General features: G+C 49.2%; 12 protein-coding genes and 1 pseudogene. 11 read left to right on the top strand and 2 right to left on the bottom strand.

All coding sequences use genetic code 11. From position 1 onward, the window contains the following. Positions 1–28: 28 nt before the first annotated feature. Both HCR03_RS01550 and HCR03_RS01545 read right to left on the bottom strand, forming a co-directional pair. On the bottom strand, positions 29–1,051 hold the full coding sequence (locus tag HCR03_RS01550) for a zinc-binding alcohol dehydrogenase family protein (protein ID WP_228725053.1): 1,023 nt from the start codon (positions 1,049–1,051) through the stop codon (positions 29–31). A 58-nt stretch (positions 1,052–1,109) separates the two neighbouring features. After that, positions 1,110–1,436, bottom strand: coding sequence for a hypothetical protein (locus HCR03_RS01545; RefSeq protein ID WP_187036379.1), 327 nt, complete (start codon positions 1,434–1,436; stop codon positions 1,110–1,112). 581 nt (positions 1,437–2,017) lie between these two features. On the opposite strand from HCR03_RS01545, the gene HCR03_RS01540 reads away from it, so the two are divergent. The 11 genes and pseudogenes from HCR03_RS01540 (at position 2,018) to HCR03_RS01490 (ending at position 16,044) form a co-directional block, all read left to right on the top strand. Then, positions 2,018–3,472 (top strand): NAD(P)/FAD-dependent oxidoreductase, encoded by a 1,455-nt coding sequence (locus HCR03_RS01540; RefSeq protein WP_187036377.1) that lies wholly within the window; start codon positions 2,018–2,020, stop codon positions 3,470–3,472. 43 nt (positions 3,473–3,515) lie between these two features. Next, a complete protein-coding gene (locus HCR03_RS01535) occupies positions 3,516–4,751 on the top strand; it encodes an NAD(P)/FAD-dependent oxidoreductase (RefSeq protein ID WP_228725052.1) in 1,236 nt (411 codons plus the stop codon). Further along, positions 4,745–5,107: a DUF1667 domain-containing protein gene (locus HCR03_RS01530; protein ID WP_187036373.1), complete on the top strand. Its 363-nt coding sequence runs from the start codon at positions 4,745–4,747 to the stop codon at positions 5,105–5,107. The genes HCR03_RS01535 and HCR03_RS01530 overlap by 7 nt, the downstream gene beginning before the upstream one ends. A gap of 102 nt (positions 5,108–5,209) precedes the next feature. Then, positions 5,210–5,908 carry a FadR/GntR family transcriptional regulator gene (locus tag HCR03_RS01525; protein ID WP_228725051.1) on the top strand — a complete coding sequence of 233 codons (699 nt, stop codon included), beginning with the start codon at positions 5,210–5,212 and terminating at the stop codon, positions 5,906–5,908. 566 nt (positions 5,909–6,474) lie between these two features. Then, positions 6,475–6,850: pseudogene (gene tnpA, locus HCR03_RS01520) on the top strand (IS200/IS605 family transposase). A gap of 243 nt (positions 6,851–7,093) precedes the next feature. Continuing rightward, on the top strand, positions 7,094–8,614 hold the full coding sequence (locus HCR03_RS01515; RefSeq protein WP_187034602.1) for an IS1182 family transposase: 1,521 nt from the start codon (positions 7,094–7,096) through the stop codon (positions 8,612–8,614). Between the two features lie 432 nt (positions 8,615–9,046). Next, positions 9,047–10,237 (top strand): mandelate racemase/muconate lactonizing enzyme family protein, encoded by a 1,191-nt coding sequence (locus HCR03_RS01510; RefSeq protein WP_187036371.1) that lies wholly within the window; start codon positions 9,047–9,049, stop codon positions 10,235–10,237. A gap of 141 nt (positions 10,238–10,378) precedes the next feature. Beyond that, positions 10,379–11,797, top strand: coding sequence for an APC family permease (locus HCR03_RS01505; protein WP_187036369.1), 1,419 nt, complete (start codon positions 10,379–10,381; stop codon positions 11,795–11,797). 59 nt (positions 11,798–11,856) lie between these two features. After that, a complete protein-coding gene (locus tag HCR03_RS01500) occupies positions 11,857–13,062 on the top strand; it encodes a mandelate racemase/muconate lactonizing enzyme family protein (protein WP_187036367.1) in 1,206 nt (401 codons plus the stop codon). A 219-nt stretch (positions 13,063–13,281) separates the two neighbouring features. After that, the gene (locus tag HCR03_RS01495) at positions 13,282–14,142 is read left to right on the top strand and encodes a FadR/GntR family transcriptional regulator (RefSeq protein ID WP_187036365.1); all 861 of its coding nucleotides are present in this window, start codon (positions 13,282–13,284) and stop codon (positions 14,140–14,142) included. 798 nt (positions 14,143–14,940) lie between these two features. After that, positions 14,941–16,044 carry a galactose ABC transporter substrate-binding protein gene (locus HCR03_RS01490; protein WP_187036363.1) on the top strand — a complete coding sequence of 368 codons (1,104 nt, stop codon included), beginning with the start codon at positions 14,941–14,943 and terminating at the stop codon, positions 16,042–16,044. The last annotated feature ends 40 nt before the right edge of the window (positions 16,045–16,084 follow it).

Raw genomic sequence — 16,084 nt, 5'->3', positions numbered from 1 at the left:
CTGTTAAGAAATATAAACACAAACGCCTTCAGAACTTCAAAATAATTTTAGAAATATTCTGGGGTTCCGAGTCGTTCAGTTTCAACGCGTCCAGGATATTTTCGAAAAAGAACTCATGCGAGATCATTTTGCCGGGTTGAATCAGCCCTTTTTCAAACCACTCGATTACCTGCGGGAATTTATGGCTGTTCAGGCGGGAACCGCAAATTTCCAGCTCTTTTTTCGTGATATCCAGTTCCGCGACAGCGGACAGCTTCGGGGTAAATCCAAGTGTGATGATTGCACCCGCATTCGAAGCAATCCGAACAGCCTGTTCCAGAACAGCGGGTACACCGACAGCGTCGACGATTTTATTGACTCCGCGCCCCTGTGTTACCTCCATCGCATATTCTTCGAGGTTCCGGCGGGAAGGATTCACAATATAATCCGCATGGAAACTTTTCGCCTTCTCTAACCGGGAATCGAGAAGATCGCTGACCATGCACCGGGCTCCGATCACCTTACAGGCCTGCAGAACAATCAGTCCGATCGGGCCGCATCCATTGATCAGCACCAGGTCGTCAGAAGTAATCTTCCCACGCCAGATCACCTGCGCCGCGATGGAAAACGGTTCGACCAGGGCTGCTTCCTCAAAGCTGATCCGGTCGGAAATCTTATAGACATTTTCCTTGCGTGAAATCATGTACTCGGCAAATCCCCCGTCGGCATGGACACCCCTGACCTTCAGGTTTTCACAAACGTTTGGCTGACCTTTTCGGCACGCATAGCAATGACCGCAGGCGACGACCGGATCAATCACGACATGGTCGCCCTTTTTGAAGGAACCGGAGACGGATCCGGTTTTCACGACCTCTCCCGCAATTTCATGTCCAATAACGCGCGGATAGGTCGCAAGAGAATTGGTTCCCTTGAAAATTCCCACGTCCGAACCGCAGATGCCGGCTGCCCTGACTCGGATCAAGACCTCGTTTTCACCGATTTCATCCGGCAAATGCTCCGTTGAGATAACAAGATCACCCGGTTTATTAATTTTGACTGCTTTGTAATCCAAGCTCAACATCTCCTAACAACGACAGACACAATATTCCATCAATGCCACGGCAGCAGTTTCAGGCATGCTGCTTTGGCAAATCGGTCTTGAAAAAGATCAGGGTGAACAGTATGACCGCCAGCATAACAAGTACCAGCCCTGTTACATTTTTCCCAAGAATCGTTCCAATCACGATTGCGCTCAGGGTTAAAAGCGCTTCGGTTTTTACTGCCAGCACAGAAAAAGTACTGAAACGGTAAAGTGCTTTTCTGGCTTTCTCCTCTTTCAGGACCGGCAACAGCTTTGAAGAGTACATTCTCCATTCAGGATGAATTTGAAACAGAGTTAAAAGCAGATAGGAAACCACCTGCAAAGCGAACAGATACAGCAAATAGTTTTTGGACACCGTATTCGATCCTGACCAAAATAAATCCGGAATCTGTTCCGGAAGAAACCTGTACCTCAGGAGCAGCGATATGAACGAAGCGCTTACGGCAAGAAGGGCCGGAACTTCAAGTAACAGATTCGGCAAATTTCCTGTGATCCGCTTATCCGAACGATTTCTCATGTCTGATTTTCCCTTCTTTCAATACACTCATCGATTAATATGTTAATACTAATATATCAGTTTGTCTATTAACATATTTCATGATATAGTTTAATTTATTTTATTAATATTGTATAACAATCATCCAATAAAGGCTCTATTCCCTCACTTTTCAGTGTAAAATCAAGTCTCAAAATCACAATCTGAGATTTATTAATTAACCACTTATATATAATAATGAATATTAATCATATATATTTCCAGCATATAATTATCTAGTTTTTATAAACATAGTACCTATATTGCTATAAACTATAATAAATTGGTATTACAATTATTTAAATTAAATAAAATCAATGCTTATATCTTTACATTACTGCATTTATATGCTATAACAGTCCTGTAAAACATTGGACCACTATTATTGAGGTGAAAAAATTATGCAGCAGCAATTCGATGTACTTATCATTGGAGGCGGCGTTGTTGGCTCGGCCGTCGCCCGGGAATTGACGAGATACAAACTGCAAATCGGTGTTCTGGAAAAAAATCTGGACGTCTGCAACGAAACCAGCGGCCGGAATTCCGGAGTGATACACGGAGGTTTCGCTTATGATACCGGCAGCCTGAAGGCACGGCTGTGTGTGGAGGGTAACCAGGAATTCGATCATATCGCCGAAGAATTGGACGTACCGTTCCGGCGCACCGGCAAATTGCTGGTTGGAAACACGGACGAAGACATGAAAAATCTAGAAAAAACGATGCTTCAGGGAAAACGGAACGGGGTTCGCGGGCTGACCCTGATCGGTCGGAAGCGCCTGCACGAACTGGTACCCGCCGTTCAGGGCGAATTTGCGTTGTTTTCCTCAGGCAGCGGCATCGTCGACCCGTTTCGGTACACCATCGCGCTTGCAGAAAACGCGGCTTTGAACGGGGCTTCTTTTTTCTTTGGGCATGAGGTGACAGCGATCCGCAGAAATCCGGATCAGAGCTATACGGTCACCACAACGGACGGATTTTTTCGCACGCGCTGGATTGTCAACTGTGCAGGACTGGGATGCGGCAGTATCTCCAATATGCTTGGAATCACAGGCTACCGGATTATCGGGTCGAAGGGCGACTATATCATCTTGGACAAAAAAACCGGTTCCTTGCTTCCGATGCCCGTTTACCCCGTTCCCAGCAATACCTATATGGGGGTTCATGTTACGCCGACGGTAGACGGAAACGTCATCATCGGCCCGAATGCGGAAAACGTGACGAACTTCACTTATTACGGGGTCTCGCAGAAAAGCATCGATTTTCTGGCTCAAAACGCCTCCGAGCTCTGGCCCTGCATTCACAGAGCTGACTATATTAGAAACTACTCAGGTATTCTTCCGAAATGGGTGGATAAAAACGGCGTCATTCAGGACTTCAAAATCGAGGTGCGGGACGAAGTCGCCCCACAGGCGGTAAACCTGATTGGCATTGAATCCCCCGGCCTGACGGCTGCTTTGCCAATTGCACGGAGGGTGGTCTCTCTGATAGCGGAGCGAACCGATCTGAAACCGAATTCGGACTTCCAACCGCGCCGGAAAGGCCCCGAGCGCTTCGCCCTGCAGAGCGAGGAAAGAAAGCGGGAACTGGTCGCTCTGGATCCGGACTACGGCGACGTGATTTGCCGCTGTGAAGAAGTCACGAAGGCGGACATCATTCAGGCGATCCATAATCCGCTCGGCGTCCATACGCTGACCGGAATCAAATACCGGACACGCTCCATGATGGGCCGCTGCCAGGGCGGGTACTGCCAGATGCGCGTCGCAGAGCTGATCGAGCAGGAACTGGGAATTCCCCCTGAAAAGCTTCTCTATGAACGGAAAAACTCAAGAATTTTTACCGGAAAGGTCCGGGGTTAATCGGACTCCGGACGAGAAAATATGTGAAAAGAAGGTGCTATTCTTGAAAAAGAAAGACGTAGTTATCATCGGAGGCGGCCCCGCCGGGCTCGCCGCGGCGGTTGAACTCTGCCGAAGAGGCATCAGGGACATCCTGATTCTCGAGCGCGAGGATACTGCCGGCGGCATCCTGAAACAGTGTATCCACGACGGATTCGGCCTCACCAGGTTCCATAAAACACTCAGCGGCCCGGAATATGCGCAGAGGTTTCTGGACGAAGCGGAAAAAGAGAATATCCAGATTCTAACCGGGACTTCCGTTTTGTCCCTCACTCCGGGCAGGGTCGTCACGGCGGTAAACCGAGAAGGATTCACACATTTTGAGGCGAAAGCAGTGGTTCTCGCAATGGGCTGCAGGGAGCGCACGCGCGGAGCACTGGCGATCCCGGGCGAGCGGCCCGCCGGGGTATTCACCGCCGGAGTCGCGCAGTCCTACATCAACCTGCACAACCGGATGATCGGAAAGAAAGTCGTTATTCTGGGCTCCGGAGATATCGGCATGATCATGGCAAGGCGCCTAAAGCTGGAAGGCGCAGAAGTTTCCGCCGTTTTTGAAATTCAACCCTATCCGAGCGGCCTGCCGAGAAACATCCACCAATGCCTGGACGACTACGGCATCCCGCTTTACCTGAGCAAAACAGTTACGGATATCCACGGGAAAACGCGCCTAACCGGTGTCACAGTGTCGCAGGTGGATGAAAAACTGAAGCCGATTCCCGGCACGGAACAGGATTTTGCCTGCGATACCCTGATTCTTTCCGTTGGTCTGATTCCGGAAAACGAGCTTTCGCTGCAGGCCGGTGTAAAACTGGATCCCCGGACGAAAGGGGCTGTGGTGGATGAATTCTGCCGGACCAGCGTAGAAGGAATTTTTGCGGCCGGTAACGTTCTGCATGTCCACGACCTGGTGGATTTCGTATCACTGGAGGCGGAACATCTCGCGGATTCCGTCGCAGAATACATCAAAACCGGCGGTCTGCCGGAAAACCGGCTGAGAATTTTGACGGACGGAAACATCAACCATACCGTTCCGCAAAAAATCAGCGGTAAAGAAAGCTTCACCCTGTCTCTGCGGGTCAACCGGCCGCTTATCGGGTGTGAAATTCAGATTCTTCAGAACGGTAAGGTCATACAGCGCAAAAAAATGAAAAAGGCCATTCCCGCAGAAATGATTCAGATTCCCGTCAGGCAGGAATCCCTCTCTGGGAACGGAGACCTGGAGGTGCGAGCATTATGCTAAAAAAATTTGTGTGCATCATCTGTCCCAACGGATGTGAAATCTCCGCGGAATTGGAAGAAGGGAGAATTATCTCCGTCCAGGGAGCGGGTTGTTCACGCGGTCAGGAGTATGTGCGTCAAGAACTAATCAACCCGGTTCGAAACATTGCCTCTTCCGTTTTGCTGGAAGGCGGCGCCCTTCCTCTAGCAAGCGTCCGCCTGTCCAATCCCGTACCAAAGAGCCGGATTTTCGATGTAATGGACGAAATCAAAAAGGCAAAGCTGACGGCTCCTGTCTCAATCGGCCAGACGGTGATCCACAATGTTCTTGGGCTTGGCAGCGACGTCATTGTTACAAAAAACATCTCCGCCCACTAATTTTAACGGCTTTGGTATTTCATCATAAAATCTTTTGTGTTAAACTTATTTGGAAAATAATCATGCCGGCGCTCCGCCGCCGGACAGCGGAAGGTTGTGCCGATGCAGGAAAAAACATCTGGTCCATCCATGGATCATAAAACTTTGATCGAGCGGACTACGAATGAAATCATAAAAATCATACAGGACAAAAATTACCAGCCGGGCGACAAGCTTCCCAATGAATACGAGCTCGGCGGCATGCTCGGCGTAAGCAGGAATACGGCGCGCGAAGCTTTGCGTGCGCTTGCGTCGAACAATGTCATCGAAATCCGTCAGGGCGCCGGCACGTTCATCTCGAAAAAGATGGGCGTACCGGACGACCCCCTGGGGTTTTCCATGATCAAGGATAAAAATAAACTGACAAGGGACCTGCTCCAGCTGCGCTGCGTCATTGAACCCCCGATCGCCGCGCTGGCGGCGCAGAATTCAACCCCGCAGGAGATTGCGAATCTGGAAGTCTCCCTGCTGGAGGTAGAAGGGCAGATTGCCCAGCACACACGGTTTGCGGAAAAAGACCGGAATTTCCACGCTCAAATCGCGCGCTGTTCCGGAAACCTTGTCGTCTCCAACTTGATCCCAATCATTAGCGAGGGCGTCACCGTATTTTCCACCGTCGTCAGCCGTCAGGAATTCGAGCAGACGCTGAAATCCCACCGATGTATTTTCGAAGCAATCCGGGACAGACGTCCTGTGGAAGCGGAACAGGCGATGCTCTTTCATCTGCTGTATAACATGAATCGCTTCCATCTCGGTAATTGATTTAAGAACTTTTGGGCTCTCCTTTGCCCGCCTTCCCTGTGTACGCTGTCCAGCTTAGTTTTTCGGGACTCAGGGTTTTACTTAAATAATAATGTAAAAGCAGTACGGCGGCATTCTCTTCATACCGCCGCCAGCCGGTCGAAGAACCCATTCAACGCGTTAAGCGAAGGATGGGCTCTTTTGGGGTGCCCTCCGCTTTCTACGGCGATGAAGTCCTATTCAAGCGTTGAGATCTGTCTGCCGTATTTTCCCGATGTTCGAAAGAAAAATCCACCGGCAGAAACCGGAATCATTAAAATACCGTAACTTAACAATAAGAATTTCTTCTAAGTCCAGGCGGCGCAAAAGCTGCCTGGACTTTGTTGTTTAGCAAAACCACCGGCGGTGCCGGTGAGATCATAAGAGCTTTCGCGATCAAAAGTGAAAAAAGGACCTCCTTTTGCTATAATGGCTGTGGTTTCGCCATCAACAGTCAGGAAAAGGAGGTAGTTTACATGGTCACAAATAAAAGTAACCCGCAGGACAGCTACAGTTTAGCACATACGAAATGGAACTGAAAATATCACATAGTCTTTACTCCAAAGTACCGTAGAAAAGAAATCTATGGAAAGCAACGAGCAGCAATAGGAAAGATGTTGAGAGACATATGCACATGGAAGGGCGTTGAAATTATAAAAGCGAATGCGTGCCCGGACCATATACACATGCTTGTATCGATTCCACCAAAAATGATCGTTTCCGGATTTGTAGAATTTCTCAAAGGAAAGAGTTGAGCTGTTTTTGAGAAATTCGGAAAGCGCTTTTGGTGAGGGGTATTACGTTGATACAGTTGGCAGAAACAGAAAAATCATTCAGGAATATATTCAGAATCAGCTCAAAGAAGATTTGACGGAAGATCAAATGTCATTCAGTGACACAATGGATAGTTACAAGAAAAAGTAACAACAGAGCGACAGCAGACGGCGGAACTATCAGCCCCTTCAGGGGGCCACAGGGAACAGGTTGCGCCTTTGGCGCCGCGGAAGTAGGGGGTGTTGCAAAACGGCACGAAAAAAAGTCGGAGCAACCATACGAAAAGGTATTGGCAGCTCCGGCTTTTTGCTTTAAAATTTAGTTGTGAAAGAAAATAAAAAGCTCTTAGAGCATAACAGATTTGAGCGAAAAAATCAACAGTTGACGCTCCCAATGGATATGGAAATAACAATACCGCAGGATGATCCGGTACGGCTTGCCAGCGCGCAGCTTGAGGAACTGGATTACAGGGAACTGTATCGCGCCTATTCTTCACAGGGAAGGAAATCGGCGGCTGAACCCCGGATCATCTTTGAGGTATTGGTGTACGGTTACATGTGCGGCATCTACTCGACGCGAAAGCTGGAGGAGGCCTGCCGGAAACGCGTGGACTTCATGTGGCTGCTCAATGGAGAACCGGTGCCGGACTACAGCACGTTTGCGAGGTTTCGCACCGGACGCACCAAAGAAGCGGTGGAAGATTTGTTTTACCAATTTGTCCGGCGCCTGGAACAGATGGGCGAGACGGAGCACGACGAGGTATTCATCGACGGCACCAAGCTGGAGAGCCGGGCGAACCGCTACACGTTTGTCTGGCGCAAGACGACGGAGAAATATTTGGCCAAAGTGAAGGATGCCGTGCGTGAGGAATTTGAAAGCCGTGGAATTTCCGGCAATGTGACCCTGAAAAAGTTCCGTGAATTGGTAAAATCGGAAAAGGCGGCCTGTGAGAAAAACGGAATTCATTTTGTACATGGAGCCGGTCGCCGCAAGCCGCCCCGGCAGCGGGCGTATGAGAAGATTTTTACATTGCTGGAAAAGTGGGAGGGCTATGAGAAGAAGCTGTTTTTAATGGGAAACAGTCGTAACAGTTATGCCAAAACAGATCCGGATGCCACCTTTATGCATATGAAGGAAGACCATATGCGCAACGGGCAGCTCAAACCGGGCTACAATGTGCAGATTGCCGTGAACAGCGAGTACATCACAGGCGCCGCGGCTTTTTCGAACCGGACGGACAGCGGGACGCTGCGACCCTTTTTGCGCAGACTCGAACAGCAGCATGGGGAACGCTACCGGGATATTGTGGCGGACGCGGGCTATGAAAGTCTGGACAACTACCTGTATCTGGAGGGAAACGGGCAGACCAGCTTCATCAAACCCATCAACTACGAAGCACAAAAAAACAAAAAGTTCAGGCAGCAGATCGGCCGCCGGGAGAATATGCAATATGACAAACAGCAAGACTGCTATGTCTGCGCGGCCGGCAGAAAGCTTCTTTTCCATCACGAAAGTACGCAGCGGAATCGGCAGGGATATTTCCCAACGACGGCGTATTACCGGTGCGATAGCTGCGTCGGCTGCCCGTGCCGTGAAGCTTGCTGCAAGGCAAAAAGCGGCACGCCGAAAGAACTGAGAGTGAAAACGGATTTGGTTCGCCTGAGTGACGATTCCCGGAAAAACATTAAAACCGAACGTGGAATTACGCTTCGGATGAACCGCTCTATCCAGGTGGAAGGGGCCTTCGGCGTTCTGAAAAGCAACCGCAAATTCAAGCGCTTTCTTACCCGGGGCCGGGCAAACATTTCAACGGAGCTTTACCTTTTGTGCATGGGCTACAACTTGAACAAGCTCTGTGCGAAATGCAACACAGGAAGGTTAAAAACACATTTGTTTTGCCTTCAAAAAGAGTAGATTCCAGAAAAACAGAAAATGATTGATTTTTCAGCTTCGCTTTACGGCGGAGCTTAGCATTGCTATTCCTATTTCGACGATTTGTCTCGCAAAGTTTTCAACAAAAGCTTCGTATTTAGATCACTTTTCAACATGAACGGGGGTGTTGCAAAATTTTCATTTTGCAACACCCCCGTAACTATTCTTTTACGGCTCTTATGTGAAATTTTTCCATGTTGGAAATCTTCGCAACCCTTTAGCATTTATTGGGAGTTGTCTAGCAACAGTCAACCTTTGAAGCCAATTTACTAAAATTAAACAAAAATTTATATGCTAAATCAATTTTTTTCACGAATTCAATATATATTTCTTGACTTTACAATAAATGTTATATATACTGATTACATAGCGAACAAGTGATCAAGCGAATAAACGAAAAGGGAGAAGAGTTGTATGAAAATTAAAAAGGTGGAAGTCTTTCGCCTTCCCACTGCCAAGAGCAAAATGAACAGCCCAATCGGCTGCCGAATCCACACCGACACGGGAATTCGCGGCGACGGTGAAGCCGGCATGGCCTACGGCGTGGGTGGTTCCGCGGCGTTTGGCATGGTATGCGACCTGGCTGAACTTATCATCGGTATGGATCCGCTGCAAACTGAGCTAATCTGGGAAAGCATGTATAAAAAGACTTTTTGGGGCCAGAACGGCGGCCCGGTGGTATTTTCCGGTATTGCAGCGATTGATGTCGCGCTTTGGGATATTAAAGGAAAATATTTTAATGTTCCTGTCTATCAGTTGCTGGGTGGTAAAACGCGCGACAAGCTTCGCACCTACGCCAGCCAATTACAGTTTGGCTGGGGGCAGGTCGGAGTGAGCGAGCACCTCTGGGCTGTCAATCCGGAGGATTACGCCCACAATGTGAAGTTAGCTGTGGCCGAGGGATTCGACGCGGTGAAGATCGACTTCTTCGACCGGGACGAGGAGGGCAAGCCCCTGAGCTTTCTGGATACTACCGGTTTTCTCACGCCTTCTCAGCTCAAGATGGTGGAAGCCCGGATGAAGGCGTCGCGGGAAGCCGCCGGCGACGATGTTGACATCATCATGGAAAACCACTCCTATCCGGACGCCCTGGGTGCGGTGCAGCTTGGCAAGCTGGCCGAAAAATATCACATTCTGGCATTTGAAGAGCCGAATACTCCCACCACCCAGACGGTAGAATACATCGCCAAATACATCAGTGTTCCCATTGCCAACGGCGAACGTCTTTTCTCTCGCTGGCAATACGCCGACTACTTTAAGCGCAACCTTCTGCAGTTGGCCCAGCCTGACATTGGAAACTGCGGCGGCATCAGTGAAGTAAAGAAAATCTGCGACATGGCTCATGCTTTTGACGCAGGGATCCAGATTCATGTCGCCGGCAGTCCTCTGACCACCAACGCAGCATTGCATCTGGAATGTGTCATCCCCAATTTTGTAATTCACGAGCATCACACCTGCAACCGGATGGACACCTGCCTGAACCTCACGAAGTACAACCTTCAGCCTGAAAACGGGTACTTTACCGTTCCAGACCTGCCCGGTATCGGCAACGAGTTCCTTCAAGAAGCTATCGACAAGGCGATTCTCTACAAAATGGTAGAGTAATTTCAATCGTCGGTCATGACTTCGGAGGAAAAAGGTACAAATATCCCACCTGTCAAAATCCTGTTATGACATCTCTGGCAAAGCACTTAATCAAGATTGCGAGGTTACTGTTAAATTAAGAGAGAAAACGAGGAGATTACTATGGCAATTAAAGTGATTAAAGAGCCAGCACCAAAACCCGGAACTCTCGGAAGAACCGAACTTTTTGCGCTAGCCGTTGGACAGGTTATTGGCGCCGGCGTCATCACCCTTATTGTCCCTGCAATCAAAATGACTGGTTATTCCGCCTGGCTTGCCTACTTTGCGGCTATTATCATGGGTTTCATTATGATTCTGCCTTACATCTTTGTCGCATCAACTCTGCGGCTGGGCGGCGGCAACTATTCCATGCTGTGTGAACTGGCAGGACCAGTTACTTCCGGAATTTTTGCATTCTCCTATTTGACACAATGCCTGTCACTGTCCCTTTTCGGCACCGCCGCGGCTGCCTATCTTGGCGATATTATTCCTGCTCTGGGCGGCGCAATTCCCCGCACGATGATAGGAATTTCCTTATTGACCTTCTTCTTTGTTGTCAATCTATTAGGCGTGGACGTAATGGCAAAGGCCCAAAAGCTGATGACCTGGCTGCTCATAGCCGCGCTGGTACTCTTTGCCATTGTGGGTATTTTTAAAATCAAGCTGCCGATCTTTAATTTTTCAGACCCGAATTTTCTGATCAACGGCTGGGGTATTATCTTTAACAAGGGTCAGATTTCCGGTGGTTTCACCGGCGCCGTCCTGCTGTTCGTATACTCCTGCCAGGGTTATTACATGACTATTGCCTATGGCCGGGATGCCAAAAACGCCAAGCGGGATATTCCTGCGGCCCTGCTGATGACCGTTCCCACACTCATCATTCTTTATGTGGGCGTAGCCATGGCCGGCGTGGGCGTGATAAGCGTGAAAGAATACGGGTCTTCCACTACTTTGGTTTTTGCCGCACAACGCATCTTCCCTTCCTGGCTGTTTTACTTTTTTATCATAGGCGGCCCCATTATGGCTCTGCTGTCTACCCTGAACTCCAGCTTTGCCTATAACGCCATCACCATAGGCCAGTCTTGCGACGATGGTTGGCTCCCTTCCACTTTTGGAAAGAAGAACGCCAAGGGCTCCCGCGTCTTTATTCTGACCTTCATGTACATCTTGGGTATCCTCCCTGTCATTTTCGGTCTGTCCATTACCGTCATTACGAATATGGTACAGATCTTTACCTCCTTTTTCGCTTTTCTGAACTTCGTGGCGCTGATCCGGCTGCCCGGAAAATATCCTGAGGCCTGGAGTAAATCCCGCTTTCATGTTTCCAATGGCCTTTATTACGTCATCTGTGTCTTGTCCCTGGCTGGGGCAATCGTGGTTTTCTGGAAGTCCTGCCTGTCCATGACCCCGGCTCTGGCAATTGCGAATGTGGCGGCACTGCTGATCATGGCGGCCATCGGAGTCTGGCGCGCAAAGCGCGGCAATATTGAGATTCACACCTCTGTTTGGGCCGATGATGAGGAAAAGGTCCCCGCAGAATAAACAGTTTTCTCTTGAAGTTTTCAATTAATTTTATTGTACAAGAAAGGAGCAACTTCATTATGAAAATCACAAATGTTGAATGTTATCTTGGCGACGGTGCCCTTGGCGGTTTTATCACCATCAAGGTCAACACAGACGAAGGCATCAGCGGATTCGGCGAGGCTGGTCTTGCCTACGGCAACTGCTCTGAGGCAGCCTTTGGGCAGTGCCAGGACTTTGCCAAACTTGTTCTTGGCATGGATCCCTTTAATACCGAGAAAATTTGGGAGCACCTGCATCGCCACACCTTCTGGGGCATGGGTGGCGGCGTGGTCGTCACCTCCGCCATGGCGGCCATAGACACCGCCTGCTGGGATATCAAGGGGAAGGCTCTGAATCTGCCCGTCTACAAACTCCTAGGCGGCAAGACCAACGACAAGCTCCGTGCCTACGCATCCCAGCTTCAGTTCGGCTGGCGAAAGATCATCGAAAAGAACGACTCCCTTACTCTTCTGTACGACCCCAAGGACTACTACGATGTTGTTAAGGACGCTATGGCAGACGGCTACGACGCCGTTAAAATCGACCCTGTTTTCGCTCCGTACCAGGAAAAAGACTTTGGCGAGGTGTTTGCAACTCAGGGCAACCAAATCCGTGGCTGCTACCGGGAACATGACTTAAAGCGTTCCGTTGAGCGCATCGCGGCGGCGCGCGAGGCCGGCGGCGACGATATGGACATCATCATCGAAATTCACTCCCTGCTTGACGCCAACACCTCCGCTATTTTAGGCAAGGCACTCGAGCCCTATCGGATCATGTATTTCGAAGAGCCCACGATGCCCTGCAATCCCACTCTCTTTAAACATATCAAAGAGCGCAGCGGATTGCCTCTCGCTACCGGCGAACGCAGCTACACCCGCTGGGGGTTCCGCCAGTTCTTTGAAGACCGTACTCTGGACGTGATCCAGCCCGACCTTGCTAACACAGGCGGAATTACAGAAACCAAAAAAATAAGCGATATGGCTCAGGTCTATGACATAGGCGTGCAAATTCACGTCTGCGGCGGCCCTATTGCTACCGCCGCCGCTCTCCAGGTGGAAGCTGCTATCCCCAATTTCGTCATTCACGAGGAACACAACGCCAATCTGCTGACGAAGTTTAAGAACGCCGGCAAGTACTATTACGCGCCGAAGAACGGCTTCTACGAGATTCCCGAGCTCCCCGGCATCGGTCAGGAGATGAGCGAGGAATACATGGCGAAAGCTAAAAAAGTCGTTATTAAATAACTACCGATTATAATTTCTTCTTCTCTTGCAAGCAGGCGCCTTCCAACCGAAAGGCGCCTGCTTTTTTACTGCTCTATTTGCTTTTGGTTCCAGTCCCCTCCCTGCTTTTCATTCCGATGAGCTTTGAAGAGGTTCCGTTTCCCCGTATATATTTAAAAAGAATGACATTATATCAAATAAGAGTTATAATTAGAAAAAATACGATTATAGGTGAGCAGTATGGAAAAAGAGTCCCTCGGCAAGTCTTCCCACCGAAAAATGAGAATAAGCCGAATATCTATTGTGGACCAGGTTTGCGCGTCCATCAAGCAGGATATCGTGGACGGTATCTGGAAAGTGGGAGACAAGCTTCCCTCAGAGTCTGAGTTTGCTGACGCTTTCGGCGTGAACCGCCTAAGCGTGCGCATGGCCCTGCAGAAGCTCAGCACCCTGGGCATTATTGAAACCCGGGTTGGCGAGGGGTCATTCGTCCGTAACTTTTCCCTCAAACCCATGCTGAGTGAGATATCCATCTTTTATGAGGGCAAAGATTGCTACCAAGATGTGCAGCAGTTGCGCAGCCTGCTGGAATATGATTGTATGCGCTTGGCAATCCTCTCTGGCACCGATGCGGAGAAAGAGGAACTGCATAAGGCTCTGATGCATTACAACACCCTTTCGATGGATTATAACATAGATGTGGACAACGAAGACTTACTGGAGCGTATGGTGGACGCAGATTTCAACTTTCACTATAAAGTGGTGAAGATGAGTCATAACAGACTGTATAAGGACGTTTATTTCATGGTACAGCAGCTAATCCGTAGGCATATTACCCAGTTGGTAAGAGCCCGTGCCCATCGTCGGGCCGAGGCCGGTCTCCCTCCGCTGGGAGAAAATGATACTCACAACAAAATTTATAACTGTATTATCAGCTCCGATACCACCGCGCTTCGACAGATTACGGACGAGCTTCTCGGCATTACCCCCGTCGAAGGAATGGACGTTTTCAACGGACAAAGCTTCAATGAGTGGAAAGAGCACACTAAAACATGCCAGGATCCTAAAACTCCCGATGACAGCGTGAATGAAAACAGTTAATCAATTTTCCGCCCGCGCCAATGGCATGTTTCCCCGAAACCTCCGACGTGCAAGTTTAGCGTTGAAATTCCCGGCGACTCGATTTGGACAGAGTGTATAAATTTTGCGGTTCTCAATTTTTTGCGTTTCAAAATCCTACATTGACTGGTTCTACTCTCTCCATTTTCCCGTGCTCCATGCACTATGAAATTCCACCTAATTATTAAGATGTGTGCCTATGTGAGTAAAATGCTTAAGCTCAACATCGGCAGCGCAGGGGTGAGGGCAAAAATCTGTCTTGGGGTGCCCTCCGCTTTCTACGGCGATGAAGTCCTATTCAAGCGTTGAGATCTGTCTGCCGTATTTTCCCGATGTTCGAAAGAAAAATCCACCGGCAGAAACCGGAATCATTAAAATACCGTAACTTAACAATAAGAATTTCTTCTAAGTCCAGGCGGCGCAAAAGCTGCCTGGACTTTGTTTTGTCCGTCGTTTTTTGCTAACAGGTACTTTCCTGCACTGACATATTTGCCTTAATCAACTGGCAGATTCAGCGGTTTCCTTCCGTTCAAATTCCACGGTTGATGTCCTCCCGCAATCAATGACACGTGGACATCCGCTTGCACAATTATAGACAAAATTATGTCAATCAGTTAAGAATTTTAATATAAGATAGAAGAATTTTATATAGATTTTTCCTTATCGGAACCGTATACTTATATTTAATTAATAAGAAAGGCCGGCTTGCGAGCGTCAAATTGGTCAACACGCACAAATGGTTTGCTTTCCGGTCCGAATTAATTCTAAGGAGGAAGTTATATGAAAAAGACCTTGGCAATGGTTATGGCTGCTCTGATGATGGGCGCCGTAACAGTTGGGTGTTCCAGTTCGACACCGGCTTCATCGGCCGGAGGGGCATCGTCGGCAGCCAGCACGGAGCCCACATCCAGCGAAACCGCCGCAGTTGACCCGTCCGATGTGACGATCGGCGTCTGCATCTACAAATTTGACGATACCTTTATGACGGGCGTTCGCGATCAGATGACGAAAGAGGCCCAGAAGTTCGGCGTCACTCTGAATATCGTTGATTCGCAGAACAAACAGGCCACTCAGAACGAACAGGTGGATACATTTATTACAAAGGGCGTTTCGGCACTGTGCGTCAACCCCGTCGACCGCACCGCCGCCGAGTCCCTTGTGAAAAAGGCAAAGGACAAGAACATACCGATTATCTTCCTGAACCGCGAACCGGAGGCCGACATTCTGAAAAGCTATGATAAAACATGGTACGTCGGAGCAAAAGCGGAGCAATCCGGTACGCTTTCCGGCCAGCTGATCGTAGACTACTTCAAGAAAAACAAAGATGCAGATAAAAACGGTGACGGAAAGATCCAGTATGTAATGCTTCAGGGCGAGCCGGGCCATCAGGATGCCACTCTGCGCACAAAGTATTCGATTCAGGCGATCAACGACGGCGGCTTTGAAACAGAAAAACTGGCCGCCGATACCGCTTACTGGGATAAGGCAAAAGCAACCGACCTGATGAACACTTTCATCACTTCCCAGGGAATCGACAAGATCGAGGCCGTTCTGTGCAACAATGACGACATGGCTCTCGGCGCCATTGAGGCGCTTAAGGCTCACGGCTACAACAAGGGCGACAAGTCCAAGTACATTCCTGTGGTCGGCGTGGATGCGACTGCTCCGGCTCTGGAAGCCATGAAAGGGGGTTCCATGTACGGCACGGTTCTGAATGACGCCGTCAACCAGGGAAACGCTTCCGTGAATATTGCTGTCGCCACCGCGGAAGGCAAAGACATTACCAAAGACAATATTGGTTACGAATTAACCGACGAAAAGTATGTGTGGATCCCTTATGTTCAGGTGACACAGGATAATTATACAGATTACATGACCAAATAAGATACTGACAGCATGTGGGGAACGTGAAGACGGTTCTTTT

The sequence above is a fragment of the Caproicibacter fermentans genome, assembly GCF_014303955.1.
Lineage (GTDB): Bacteria > Bacillota > Clostridia > Oscillospirales > Acutalibacteraceae > Caproicibacter > Caproicibacter fermentans.
The sequence above is the reverse complement of the archived record's forward strand: the minus strand, read 5'-3'. Positions and strand labels throughout refer to the sequence as shown.